The organism is Acidiluteibacter sp. (genome assembly GCF_055129545.1).
The window spans coordinates 317194-331516 of sequence record NZ_JBSRUB010000013.1 but is presented as its reverse complement, the minus strand read 5'-3'; the positions used below and the strand labels follow the sequence as shown (position 1 = coordinate 331516).

The window sequence follows — 14323 nt, the reverse complement described above, 5'->3', positions numbered from 1 at the left end:
GAAATTTTCTACATTTGATTTTTAAAACCCGTTTAAACGCAATAATTTAATTTAATGAGCACAAGCCAATCTCACAAAAAAGCAATAGATGCATTTGTAAAAAATGTATCGGCTAAGAATCCTCATGAACCAGAGTTCATGCAAGCGGTTCATGAAGTAGCGGAAACTGTTATTCCATTTATTGAAAGCAATCCGAAATACAAACAAGGAAACCTATTGGAGCGAATGGTGGAAGCCGAACGCGTATTAATGTTTAGAGTGCCTTGGTTGGATGACAAAGGAGAAATTCAAGTCAATAGAGGATTTAGAATTGAAATGAATAGTGCGATTGGACCTTATAAAGGTGGATTGCGTTTTCACCCTTCGGTAAACCTTAGTGTATTGGAATTCTTAGCTTTTGAGCAAGTTTTCAAAAACAGTTTAACAACCCTTCCTATGGGTGGTGGTAAAGGTGGTTCTGATTTTGATCCAAAAGGAAAATCAGACAATGAAGTGATGAAGTTCTGTCAAAGTTTTATGACTGAATTGTGTCGTCATATCGGGCCAAACACGGATGTGCCAGCAGGTGACATTGGTGTTGGTGGTCGTGAAATTGGTTACATGTTTGGCCAATACAAAAGAATCAGAAATGAATTTACAGGTGTATTAACAGGTAAGGGACTTTCCTATGGTGGTTCATTGATTCGTCCAGAAGCTACTGGTTACGGGTGCGTATACTTCTTACAAGAAATGTTAAGTTCAAGAGGAGAAGACTTAGAAGGCAAAGTAGTCACTATCTCTGGTTCAGGAAACGTAGCTCAGTATGCGTGTGAAAAAGCAACGCAATTAGGTGCTAAAGTGGTGACTATGTCTGATTCATCAGGATACATTTACGACAAAAATGGAATCAACGCAGAGAAATTAGCGTTCATCATGGAATTGAAAAATGTAAGAAGAGGTCGTATTCAAGAGTATGCTGACAAGTTTGGAGCAGATTTCATAGCAGGAAAACGTCCGTGGGGAACCAAATGCGATGTTGCATTGCCTTGTGCTACGCAGAATGAATTAAACGACAAAGAAGCTGCAGAATTGGTTAAAAATGGTTGTATCGCAGTAGCTGAAGGTGCGAACATGCCATCCACACCAGAAGCAGTTGAAAAATTCCATAAAGCAAAAATTTTCTTTGCTCCAGGGAAAGCATCTAACGCCGGTGGTGTTGCAACTTCTGGTTTAGAAATGAGTCAAAACTCAATGCGTTATAACTGGACTTCGGAAGAAGTAGACGAAAAATTACATAACATCATGAAAGACATTCACCAACAATGTGTGAAATACGGATGTGATGACAAAGGATTTGTTGATTACGTGAAAGGTGCTAATATTGCAGGCTTCGTAAAAGTTGCCGATGCAATGATTGCTCAAGGAGCAGTATAAAAACAAACACATATTGAGATTAAAGAAATCGCCAATTCAAGAATTTGAGTTGGCGATTTTTATTGCATAATTTTGAAACGGACACAAAATAAAAAACATGTACGGAAAAATACAACAACACTTAGAATCAGAAATAGAAAATATTAAAGAAGCAGGACTTTTCAAGAAAGAAAGAGTGATCGCTTCTCCGCAGGATGCAGTTATCAAATTGACAAATGGCGATGAAGTCCTTAATTTTTGTTCGAATAATTATTTAGGATTATCCTCTCATCCAAAAGTGATTGAAGCAGCAAAAAACACTTTAGATACGCATGGATTTGGGATGTCCTCTGTGCGTTTCATTTGTGGAACTCAAGACATTCACAAAGAATTAGAGGCACGAATTGCAAAATTCTGTGGCACTGAAGACACCATTTTATATGCTGCTGCATTTGATGCCAATGGAGGAGTTTTTGAACCATTATTAGGCCCTGAAGATGCAATAATTTCAGACTCATTGAACCATGCTTCTATCATTGATGGAGTACGTTTGTGCAAAGCTGCTAGATATCGTTATGAAAATAACAATATGACTGATTTGGAAGATCAATTGATAAAAGCGCAAGACCAGCGTTTCCGAGTAATCGTAACTGATGGCGTATTCTCTATGGATGGATACGTTGCGCAATTGGATAAAATTTGTGACTTAGCCGATAAATACGATGCGATGGTTATGGTAGATGATTGCCACTCTCACGGTTTCATTGGTAAAACTGGAAGAGGAACTGCTGAGTTCAGAAATGTACTGGGAAGAATCGACATTATTACTGGAACATTAGGAAAAGCGCTAGGTGGCGCTATGGGAGGTTTCACCACAGGTAAAAAAGAAATTATCGAGATGCTTCGTCAGCGTTCTCGACCTTATTTATTCTCTAATTCATTAGCACCTTCTATTGTTGGCGCATCTATCGCTGTTTTTGATATCTTAGAAGAAACAACTTCATTTAGAGATAAATTGATGGACAATGTGGCTTATTTCAAAGCTGGAGTTAAAGCAGCAGGGTTTGATTTTAAGGATGGGGAATCTGCAATTGTTCCCATTATGCTTTACGATGCAAAACTATCTCAAGTATTTGCAGATAAATTATTAGAAAATGGCATTTATGTGATTGGGTTCTTTTATCCAGTAGTTCCTAAAGACCAAGCTAGAATTCGAGTACAGCTTTCAGCCGCTCATGATAAAGCTCATTTAGATAAAGCGATCGCTGCTTTTACTAAAGTGGGAAAAGAATTGGGTGTGGTTAAATAGAATACGACAATATTCGTGACAAAAAAAGGAGTGAGCATTAATGCTCACTCCTTTTTTTATTGATCAGTAAGTGTTTTCATAAAAGCGATAATATTGGCTTCTTCTTCTTCAGTCAAATTTAGAGGCTCTGCAGGTAATGTTTGGTGCTCCAAGTTAATACCGATACCAGCTCCACCACCCAAATCATAAAACTCCATTACATTATCCAATGTTTCAAAAACCCCATTGTGCATATATGGAGCAGTCAATGCAACATTTCTAATAGTTGGGGTTTTAAAAAAGTACTTGCGTTCTTCCGTTTTAAACAAGTTATATCGACCCAGATCGTCGTCAATTTTAGCGTTTGAAGTCACGTACTTTTCAGGCACTCCCAATAATTCCATTTCAGATTCTGAAAAATTTGGTGGAACTGTTCCATTAAACAAAGGAGGAAAATGGCACGTTGCACATTGTGCTTTCCCCATGAATAAATTGAATCCATTTACTTCTTCAACAGTTAACGTCTCCTTTTTACCTGAAATTGATTGATCAAATCGAGAATTAAAAGGTGCTAAGCTTCTAATATATGCCGCTATCGCATTTCTAATAGATAAATCTGAAGGTTCTGCTGCATAAACTTCACCAAATTGATTGATATAATTGGAGTCGCTTTTAACTGTTTCAATTAAGTTCTCTATAGAAGAGTGGAATTCAGTTTGATTATTCACTACATCGACTATTTGACCTTCTAGATTACCAGTTCTCGCATCATAAAAAAATGCCTTTTGGAAACCTGCATACGTCATCGTTGGACTATTTCGTGTTTGATTTTCTGAAACTGTCAACCCATCCGTAAATCCAATTTCTTTTTGATGACAGGAACTACAGCTTAATCTTCCATCGATAGAAAGTTGATTATCGTTAAAAAGTTTTCGGCCTAAATTAATTTTCTCCTTCGTGATCTCCGCCCAAACTCTATCCGAAAAATAACCAACATTGAATGTCGTTGAATCAAAAAGGGAAGGCGCACTATTGGAAATTGCTAACTCAAAAGGAAACACTACTCCCCAATCTTTTACTGTTCTATTCCACATCTCAAACTGTCGATTGGTATGCGTTTGAATAAATTTATATCGGTCAAACAGATCAAAATTTGCATTTAAGTCTTTACTACTCGCCTCCAGTTCAATTAACCATTCATTGAATAATTCTTCACTTTTGAAAGCAGATTCATAAAATACAATTAGCCTTTTCATCTCATTATAAATAATTTCCGACTCCTCTAAAGACTGACCGAGAACTGGTGAATCAAACCCTGTAATTCCTGTAGTTGCTATTCGAACAAACTCATCTCTCAACAACCATAAAAAATGATGTAATTTAAAATAGTCTAAAGAGGTGTTTGCTTGAATCAGTTTTAATCTATTGCTCAAAAAGTCAACTTGATATTCTACACCGCTCCAATCAATGGAATCTGTAAATAATATTTCTTCCAACACTTGAAAACCCTTCGGTGCAAACTTCTTTATATCTGTAGCATCTTCTTCCACTACCTTCAATATATTGGGTTGAAAAAGCGTCTTGTAATGCTCCTGGTCAGTAAATGAAAGTATTGGTTCTGCCTTCTTAATAGAAATTCGCGCATTGATAAAATTCATCTGTGCGGTAGAAAGTGAAACCGAATTATTCACCTTTTCCAAATAGAAAATTGCACTGTCTAATTGAGAAATCAAATACTCTTCTATTAATGTATTTGGGGCAGTTAATTGCACTTCTTTCTTTTGAGCACAGGCTAATAACAACAAAGAAAGGCTTATTATTAAATAAGCCTTTCTTGTTATAGTTTTTATATAACTATACATCATAATTTATATTTATCTAGCTAATCCTTTTACGATATACATGATACTTCCTTCCTTTGAACTTCCTGCTACATCAGAGTTAGCCAATGGATCAGTAAAAGTTTCTCCACCTGTCTTTTCCCAACCATGGTTTTGAGTAATCATTAAGAATGTCTTATCTTTTCCTACCGTGTTTGAAATATCAATCATTCCTGTAATTTCCCATGCTGTTGAAGCAACACCATAACCTAAAGACTCTGCTTTATTTTGGTCGCATTCCATCACTTTTTTAATTACTCCTGTATTCAAGTTATACTGATATAAGCTTGCAAAGTGATTCTTGTCTGCATTATCCGGATATCCGTTCGGATCTTCTTGGATGTATGCATAATTCTCAGTCACAACAATATTATCAGGAGAATGGAACATCTTCGCTTTTCCACCTAATTTATCCCCATCTAATACACAAGTAATTTTACCTCCTTTAGTTGGATCATTGTCATTCAATTCTACTTTGTAAATTCTACCATAAACAGTTCCTTTACCTATTAGGTCAGCTTTTTTTCTTCCTGTTACGGCAAAGTATATTTCTCTTTGTGCATTCGCATCTCCTCTTCTCCAATCTATATCTTCTAATCTAGAGAAACCCATTACGCCTTTTTGTTTTGCTTCTGCATCTAACTTATCTAAATCCTTTTCTAGCAATTCAACAAATTCCATGTCGTAAGAAGTACCTTCTGCCATGTCCATTTCATAATTTATATTGGCTGAAGTCACTTTTAGACCATATAACTTTCCTCCATATAAATCACCTCGATTTCCAACATACATTCCCAATTGACCTGAAGGAACTGTGTTATCTGAGTGATCATCACCAATAAAGACAACCGTTTTTCCTGGGTAAGCATCCTTTCCAATAACTACTGCATTTTCAGTAGACCACTCTCCCATTGCCGTTAACATTTCAGGAGAAGATGCAGAACCTGCACTTTTAAAAGGATCAGTAACAAACACACCATTAGATGAACCACCCCATTCACCACCTGAAAGGTAAAGCGGTCCGAAGCCATGTTCTGCAGGAGTAATTAACGAACCAGAGCACTGAGCAGTACTTGCTGTTGCAACTGCATTTAATATGTATTCTCCTCCAACTGGTTTAAATGTATTGTCAAGCGTAATCCTTGCAATAGAATAATCAGCTTCGATGTTGTTTATCAGTGTAAATGTCCCATCAGTATTTTTGATTAATCCAGCACCATCAGCCATGGAACCATAAATAAAGTTTGGTGTATTTACCAACTTATCTTCAGATGAAATAAGTGGATAAACTTTAACAGATGAAAACTCTGGCGATAACTTCATTAATGAAGGTGTAACAGAGTGACTCTTTAACTCAACAGGGTTTCCAGATACTACTGGCTCTTCTTTATCATCTTCTTTACATGATGCGTAAAAAGACAGCACTAATGCAGATAGAGCGATTCCTTTAATTAATTTCATTTTAGTTTGGTTTTATAGTTATTTATTTAAACCCAAAACTATGCAGTTAGCGCTCCATTTATTGTATTATAATCTTATAGGATGTTTAAGAAATTTTTAAGCTAGACAATTAATTATAAAAACATAAAAATCTATTTTTTAGCACTTTAAATCAAAAACTAGATAGATGTTATCGTTAATTCAGTATTAACAATAGTAGAAAAACCGCATTAAAGTAACCTTAATGTTACGGCAAAAAAAAGCGGTCAATTCAAAATGAAATGACCGCTTATATATTTAGTTAAAATTTCTACTAGAAAAATTTCGCTCTATTGTCTTTAATCTTTGCTTTTGCTTTTAACGCTTCAATGCCTTGTCTATTTGTAACTCGCGTAGCATACCCTCTTTCAACAGCACCTCTCATAGTTGGAATATCTGTATCACCAGGCTCATTAACTGCAGTCACTTGAACCATAAAAACACCATTCTTTCCTTTAATTGGAGTAGCCGTCATTTGTCCCTGCTGTAGTGTTGTAATCTTAGCAACAACAGTTGGTTCGTTTCCTGCACCAGCAATACTTGCATTCTCAAAAGTAATGTTACTTGCTTCTTGAACCTGAGCACCAACCTTACTAGCAGCTTCAGCTAAGTTTTGTGAGCCTTTCATTTCTTCAATGAATTTTTCAGCCTTTTTATCTCTTTTTGCCTCGTACTCAACTCTAGCTCTCACTTTCTCAAATGGTGCTGTTCCTTTTTCGTTTATCTCAACTAATTTAGCAACAACGTAAGCATCTTTCACATCAAATGGTTCAGAGATTGAACCTTCTTCTGCTTCATTTGCCCAAGTTACAACGCTTCTAGAACCTTCAATTCCTCTAATTTCTCTATCATTAACACCAACAATTCCTGCTCTTCTTAGCATATTGTCAGCATTAATTACATTATCCCACTGATCAGATGCAGTATTGATTGAAAATCCATTAGCTGTTTGAAAAACAGTTGCATATGTTTCTTTTCCTGGCTCAGCTGAGCGACTTAATGCACCAACTTTAATTTTCTTTACATCTTCTGTCTTCTCAGTCACTTCAATTAAATGAACTCCAAACTGAGTTTCTACTTTTTGAATTTTTCCAATTGGAGAATTAAATGCTGCATCGTCAAATGGTTTTACCATCATACCTTCAGTAAACCAACCCAAATCTCCACCTTTAGCGCCTGAACCAACGTCATCAGAACTATTAATCGCCAAAGTATCGAATGACGTTCCTGCATTTAAAACAGCTAGCAAGCTATCCGCAATTACTCGAGCTTCCTCAATTTTGCGATCTTGCAATCCAACTAAAATGTGTCTTGCCTTTACTGAGTCTGGACCAATCTTAACGTCCAATAGTTTTTGAATTCTAGTCGCATCATCTTTTTCAAAAGGAGGAGTTACAAATCCTGCCTCCTGATTGAATAACGCAGTATCAATATCTACTGGCAATGTTTTCATTGAATAATATCTTGGATCGTAACCATTATCAGAATTATTCATTAAGAATAAAGAATCATTCTTGGTGTTCTTAAATTCTTGATACATGTCGTTTGACCACTTTCTAACCAATGCTTCATCTTGTTCTGAAGGAAGAATATTAAATGTTACATATTCAATTTTCTTTGAAGCTTCTTGCGCGTAGTCTTCTTTGTGATCGTTGTAGTAATCTTTTAATTCACTTTCAGAAAGAGTAATCGAAGTGTCGCTGATCTCGTTATAACGTTTTACAACGTATTTAATCGAGAAGTTTTTATTGGCAGCCACATTCTTAGCTTTTGCAGCATCAGCAGTTACATAAAGACCCTTAGTCACTAAAGTATTGTACTTTTCTAACTCTCTATCTTTCTTCAATGCTTGTTCAAACTGAATCCACTGTCCTTTCACTTCAGGATTTTGATCCAGCGTTTGAATGAACCGAACTACATCATTAGAGTTAAACTGTCCAGTTTCAGGATTAGTAAATGATTGACGAACCTGTGGGTGAGGGTTATTTCCCTGAACCATGTCAAACAATTCTTTGGTGGTTACTTCTAAACCCAATTGATCGAATTCTTTCGTCAATATGATTTGATTCACCATTTGATCATACACTTGCTGTCTGATCGCATCTCTAGTGTTTTCATCAATTTGTTCCTCTGGCTGGTTTTTCTGATAGTTATCAGTAGCCACTTGCACTTGATTTTGAAATTCCTGTGCGGATACATTAACACCGTCTACAACGGCTACATTTCTAGTTTGATCGAATACTGATCCTCCTGATCCAAACAAATCACCTAATACGAAAGCTACAATTGCTCCACCGATTAGTATTAAAACGAGAGTAGATTGCTCTCTAATTTTTCCAATTACTGCCATTACTTAACGTTAAAAAATTATGGGATGCGAATATACGATTGATTATGGAATTTATAAAAAGAAATTAATCCTCACTTTTAGCGGTTTCTATTCGAATTAATTCTATCTTATTGTCACTGACTTTCAGAACAGTTAACTCATATTTATCTATCCTAAATTTTGTGTCTGCTTTTGGGATACTTTCATAATAGGATATAATTAAACCTGCTAAAGTTTCGTAATTATCCCCTTCAGGCAAATTTAATTTGTAGGTATCATTTAAATAATCAATTTCCAGACGAGCAGAAAATAAATATTCAGAATCTGAAAGAACCTCTTCAATTAATTCTTCTTTATCATGTTCGTCCTCGATCTCGCCAAAGATTTCTTCTATCACATCTTCAATGGTCAAAATTCCTGCAGTTCCGCCAAATTCATCCACCACTATTGCAACACTTTTTCGTTGTTTTATGAATAGTTCGAGAATTTGACTAGCCGACATTGATTGAGGAATAATCAGAACAGGCAACAAAATAGACTTAATGGATTCCGGACGTTTGAACAATTCGAATGAGTGCACATACCCAATGATGTTGTCGATATTATCTCGATAAATCAAAATTTTAGAAAACCCAGAATCAATAAAAGTATTTCTTAGCACTTCCATACTCTCATTTACCTCCAGGGCTATAATTTCAGTTCGAGGAATCATACATTCCCTTGCTTTTACTTTTGAAAAATCAAGTGCATTTTGAAAAATTTGAATCTCATGATCAAGTTCTTCTTGTTCTTGATCATTTCGATCTGTTGCGTCACGCAGATAATGTTCTAAATCAATTCGACCAAAATTTAAATCTTCAGTAACATTCTCCATTCTAAAGACATACTTTAAAATCAGTTCAGACAAACCAATTATTAAGAACATTGGAATCAATAAAATGTAATAAAGCAATCCAGTTGGGATGGCAAAAAATCGCAAGATGGAATTTGGATTAATTCGAAAGACTGCTTTCGGTAAAAATTCAGCTGTTATTAGGATGATTAAAGTAGAAACTACCGTTTGAATGAGTAAAATAAAACTTTCACTTTGGACATATATTCCGATTAAAGGCTCTAGAATTTGAGCCATAAATATACCGTAAACAACCAACGCTATATTATTTCCAACCAACATTGCGCCGATAAATCGAGAAGGATGCTTTAGAAATTTTGATAAAATAGCAGAAAGCACATCTCCTTGCTTGGAGTCAAGCTCTATTTTAAATTTATTGGCGGTTACAAATGCAATCTCCATTCCTGAAAAGAAAGCAGACAAAACTAAAGTTAGAAAAATAATCCCCCAGACGTAACTATCCATATTGGTAATTGATGCTATTCAAATATAGCAATTATTGTTCGGAGTTAGATTTGTCATTCTGCTGTTCATTGAAATGGACACGCTGTCTTTTTCTTAAAAAATAAAAGATAATTGACACAACACAAAACACATAAAAGTAAGCGGCATCTTCTATCGTGCTATTAAATGTTTTATATACTGCCAGTACCAATGTTACTATTGCAAGCATCAGCCACATTTTTTCCAAAAAAATAATTACCTTATTCATTTTCTAAACTTATTATTCCCCTAATTTTCTTGATTCTATATTCAGAAAAATCTTGATTAGAGATCAGCCCATCCCCTTCAATAATCTCATCTTTAGTGGTAATCTTAACATACTTTTCAGTGTATATCGATTTTTCCTCACTATCCCAAAACAACTCTTCCGTATTTAAGATCTCTCCTTTTTCATTCACCACCCTTACATTGCCTCTCGCTTCCATTAATCCAACTTTTGGTAAATATTTACCATTATCAGCCTTAATACTTGAAGTAACATTCATCACGGAGTCGTATGTTTCTACATAGATGCCTTGATTCATTATCGTGTATTCTTCTTCATTGATAAACCTCTCCATCAAAGGAGCCGTTAACAAGGCAGCGACTTCCCCATTCTGACTATAATACATCTTTACTTCTTTCCGAGTCTCTATGGGCAAGTCGTCTATTCCGGTAAAAGACTCAACGTCTTCTATCTTATTTTTACAACCAGCAAACATCCCGATGGCGAATGCCATCGGGATTATAATTTGCAGAATATATTGTGCTTTTTTCACTTAAAATTTTGCTGTTGTAGAAGCGTTTATCCAACACCCAATTTCTACAGAATCACCCTCTTTCACTCCTATAAAGAAACATTCTTCTTTGGTAGGAATGTACTTACTATAAGTAGCAATTTTATTGTTAGCAGTTTGTGCTAAACTTCCGTCGATTGCTTTCGCTTTTGCATATGTTTCAATCGCTAACCAATAAATTGCTTTCTGCTTACACGCATCACCTTCACCACAAGATGTACTTGAGGCATACATATCCCCAATGATAATGTACGGTAAACCAAATCCACTTCTTGCTCCAGCTGCTTTCAAAGCCATGGTGCGAGCTTGTGCATATTGAGCCATACTAGAATAGGTTTGAGCTAATTCAATGTAGTAATCTGCTTTCTTATTTTGGTCTGTAGATAACTCCAATGCTTGGTTAAAGAATTTTACAGCGTCATTGTACTGCTTACTTTTTAACGACATTATACCCATTTTCTCAGCTGAAACAGCATTTGGATTAATCGAATGCATTGTCTTTGCAATCTTAAAGAAGATTTCATTATCTGAGCAACCTTTTCTATCCAATAAATTCGCAGTATTCTCTAACCATGTAGCATTGTCCTTATTGGCTTCATAATTTTTATTAGCCATGTCAAATAAAACATCACAACTAAGGTATGGTCCAGCCAATCCAGCAATACTTTCTTCAGCTTGAGCGTAGTACTTACCTGTCTTAGGGTTGCTCGCATTGGCTGAAATTACATTGCTTACATTGGTATACGTTGCAACAATATCCGCTTCAGTTTTGTCTCCTTTTTTCTCAGATAAAACTGCAGCTTGCATATAAGTAACTAAAGTTCCTGCCTCCGTTTTGTCTCCTTGTAAGTCATATGACTTTTGAGCAGTTGCCAATATCGCGGCAACATCATCTGGTCTGTATTTTAGCATATCTGTAGCTTTTCTACCTAAAACATAACCTTCCTTTCCAAAATGTACAATTCTATTATCGTACAACAAGAACAACGAATCAATTAATAATTCTTTCTGAGTTGCGTCTTTTTCATTTTTTATCAGAAATTCAATCAGATTCGAGCCGTCTACATAACTTCTCTCACTTGCCGCAGGGCAAATTTTATAAACTACTTTCCAATACTTTACTGCATCATTATATGATTTTTGAGTATAGTAACTTCTGTACAATGATAAATTTTCTTTACACTTATCAGGTGTAGAACCATAGTCTTGAGCGTTGGCCATATTTAAGCCAAGAACTGCCACAAAAAGAAATGTAATTATTTTTTTCATTTTATTTGTATTGAGATTTAATCGTATTTGCGTTTTATAAACCATCGGTCGTTAATTGTTATTCCTAAGTTAAAATTTAAAAAGTCTTCTTGAATTAACATACTGTCGTCTTTTCCTCTTCTCATGGCTTCAACTCCAAACGTCAATGAAGAAATACTTTTCTTGAACGGTAAGGTTAAACCAAAATTGATGCCATATTCATTAATCTCCTCATTATTTAATTTAACATAGGAGTTAGAAAAGCGACCACCAAAACTATAAGTAATTCGTTTTAAATAATCTGAATAAGAATTATCATTTGGTAAAATCCTAAACCCCAAAATGATCGATTGTCCATTGACATAATCTTCCTGACCTAGAGGTTTAATAGATGACCAAGATGTATTCAAATAATTCAATTCAGCACTCCAAGCTTCCTTTTTTTCTAAGCTAATTCCGAGCCCAACAGTTGAAGGTAGTTCGATTACAGTTTTTTCTGCATCTACAAATTTAACTGTGTCTAGATATCTTACTGTCAAACCATCACCCCGAGCGGTTCTAATTAATTGTGTTTTACTTCCAGACAATTCTGTACCTAATGCGTAAGTGATACCTGCAATTGCAGTGTATTTATCGGAAAGCTCTTTGACGTATTGCATCCCAAAATCAAATCTAACATCACTAATTGAGGTTCTATTCTTATCGGAACTGTTGAATGCATTTATTCTATCTGCATAAATAATTTTATTCTCTTTCTCAATTCCACCAAATATAAATGATGCCGTAAATCCCACAGAAAGTCCTTTTGCTACATCAAATCCATTCGAAAGAAATACTTTATTTAAGCCACCAGATCCTAAATAGCTGTATTCAACATTTCCAACTGAGGATTCAATACTGTTATATGAGTACTCATAGCCCACACTGCTAAATGGAGTAATTCCAAATGACAACCCCCACCATTCTTTTATTGGCATTGATAAAGAAAGGTGGTTCAAATAAGTATTATTTCCTTTTAGGCTTTGTGCACCACTGGTTGATTGAAAATTATCATTTTTTATAGCTACTTCAAAAGCTATCAAATTTAAACTTGTTAATGAAGCTGGATTAGCAGCATTAGCCAATTTATTAGAGCGCAATGCAATTCCTGCACCTGCCATACCAAAGTTAGTATTGAATTGAGATCTCCTCATTTCACCTATTCCATACCTTGAATAAACGGAATTAGTGGTTGTTTGCGCATCAATTCGTCCAAAAAGACAGATTAGAATTACAACTAGGAAATTTTTAAGAATTATATTGGAGTATTTCATTGAGTCCGTAAAGCACAAAATTTGAGTCCGCAAAGATGCTATTTTTTAGTTCTTTTTCAAAGAATTTAGCATCTCCACCACTTAAAATAATGTTAAGTTCACGTGTAAACGTTTGTCTATACCGATTTATTACTTCGGTTAATTCACATAAAGCTCCATTTACCGCCCCTGAAAGCAGAGCTTCGCTCGTATTTTTTGCGATTAGTTGGGGTACTGATCGCCCATTCCACTCCGCTAGTGGAAGTTTATCAGTAAAATGCTGCATCGCTTTTAAGCGCATATGTACTCCAGGAGAAATTCCACCTCCATTAAATACTCCTTCTCCACTAATCAAATTATAAGTAATACATGTACCACATGATATTATTAAGGAATTTACAGATGGATACTTATAAAAAGCCGCTGCTGCAACTGCAATTCTATCTAAGCCTAAAGTATTTGGAGTTTCGTAATCCATTTTAAAGGGAAGCGGTGTGAAACTATTAAAAACTTCACCTGATTTACAATTACTATTCAAGTATTTGAGAATTAACTCATCTTCATTTTTTACGGACGATAAGAAATAAGATTGGATAGAAAAGTCTCGAAATATTTCTTCTATATCATTCACTTGAAAAGAAAACAATGTTTTTAGATGAACCATCACTCTTCCTTCAAAAACAGCTATTTTGGTTTTCGTATTTCCTACATCAATTATTAGGTTCATTTGGTAAATTTAGTAGAAGCAAAAATAGTTGAAATTAATCTTTCACCAATTAGAATTTTATTTATACATTTGCGACCGCTATCGCGAAAAGGTGCCATAGCTCAGTCGGTAGAGCAAAGGACTGAAAATCCTTGTGTCGCTGGTTCGATTCCAGCTGGCACCACCCAGAAAACCCCTAACTAATTGAATTAGCTAGGGGTTTTTTTATTTGGCATATAACAATGAGTCATTCACATCTTTGTGAAACTATATCAGAAACAATATGCATAAATTATTAGATAGGCAACAATGGAATCAACTCAAATACATAGACTTAAAATCCATTTTCTGTTATTTCACTTACCCACTCCTTCCAACTAATACTTAAATATTTTGCATTTCTGTTTTTTTGCCTAAAGCTTTCAATTTAAAGTATTGATTTTAATTATTTATTCTTTTCACCACTCTTCATTACACAACTAAAAGAAAATCAAATTTCTATAAAAAGATCGACTGCTTAAGGGAACTCTTTTTAAG

General features: G+C 35.1%; 10 protein-coding genes and 1 tRNA gene. 3 read left to right on the top strand and 8 right to left on the bottom strand.

Going from position 1 to position 14323, the window contains the following annotated elements:
* The first annotated feature begins 54 nt into the window (after positions 1-54).
* Positions 55-1413 carry an NADP-specific glutamate dehydrogenase gene (gdhA, locus tag ACTB0X_RS07490; RefSeq protein ID WP_463024378.1) on the top strand — a complete coding sequence of 453 codons (1359 nt, stop codon included), beginning with the start codon at positions 55-57 and terminating at the stop codon, positions 1411-1413.
* Positions 1414-1510: 97 nt separating this feature from the next.
* The gene (kbl, locus tag ACTB0X_RS07485; protein ID WP_463024377.1) at positions 1511-2701 is read left to right on the top strand and encodes a glycine C-acetyltransferase; all 1191 of its coding nucleotides are present in this window, start codon (positions 1511-1513) and stop codon (positions 2699-2701) included.
* Between the two features lie 56 nt (positions 2702-2757).
* On the opposite strand, the gene ACTB0X_RS07480 is transcribed toward kbl, so the two are convergent.
* From ACTB0X_RS07480 to ACTB0X_RS07445, 8 genes are all read right to left on the bottom strand, one after another.
* Entirely contained in the window at positions 2758-4485 is a 1728-nt protein-coding gene (locus ACTB0X_RS07480) for a cytochrome-c peroxidase (protein WP_463024376.1), read from the bottom strand.
* 69 nt (positions 4486-4554) lie between these two features.
* Positions 4555-6021, bottom strand: coding sequence for an alkaline phosphatase PhoX (locus ACTB0X_RS07475; protein ID WP_463024375.1), 1467 nt, complete (start codon positions 6019-6021; stop codon positions 4555-4557).
* A 292-nt stretch (positions 6022-6313) separates the two neighbouring features.
* Positions 6314-8389, bottom strand: coding sequence for a peptidylprolyl isomerase (locus tag ACTB0X_RS07470; RefSeq protein ID WP_463024374.1), 2076 nt, complete (start codon positions 8387-8389; stop codon positions 6314-6316).
* A gap of 64 nt (positions 8390-8453) precedes the next feature.
* Positions 8454-9725 (bottom strand): hemolysin family protein, encoded by a 1272-nt coding sequence (locus tag ACTB0X_RS07465; RefSeq protein WP_463024373.1) that lies wholly within the window; start codon positions 9723-9725, stop codon positions 8454-8456.
* A gap of 239 nt (positions 9726-9964) precedes the next feature.
* Positions 9965-10483: an LPS export ABC transporter periplasmic protein LptC gene (lptC, locus tag ACTB0X_RS07460; RefSeq protein WP_463024372.1), complete on the bottom strand. Its 519-nt coding sequence runs from the start codon at positions 10481-10483 to the stop codon at positions 9965-9967.
* A gap of 39 nt (positions 10484-10522) precedes the next feature.
* A complete protein-coding gene (locus ACTB0X_RS07455; protein WP_463024371.1) occupies positions 10523-11809 on the bottom strand; it encodes a tetratricopeptide repeat protein in 1287 nt (428 codons plus the stop codon).
* Positions 11810-11826: 17 nt separating this feature from the next.
* Complete coding sequence (locus ACTB0X_RS07450; protein WP_463024370.1) at positions 11827-12981, bottom strand: hypothetical protein; 1155 nt, start codon at positions 12979-12981, stop codon at positions 11827-11829.
* A gap of 94 nt (positions 12982-13075) precedes the next feature.
* Positions 13076-13807 (bottom strand): type III pantothenate kinase, encoded by a 732-nt coding sequence (locus ACTB0X_RS07445; RefSeq protein ID WP_463024369.1) that lies wholly within the window; start codon positions 13805-13807, stop codon positions 13076-13078.
* 90 nt (positions 13808-13897) lie between these two features.
* Between ACTB0X_RS07445 and ACTB0X_RS07440 the strand changes: the two genes are divergently transcribed.
* A tRNA-Phe gene (locus ACTB0X_RS07440) sits at positions 13898-13970 on the top strand.
* Positions 13971-14323: the final 353 nt, after the last annotated feature.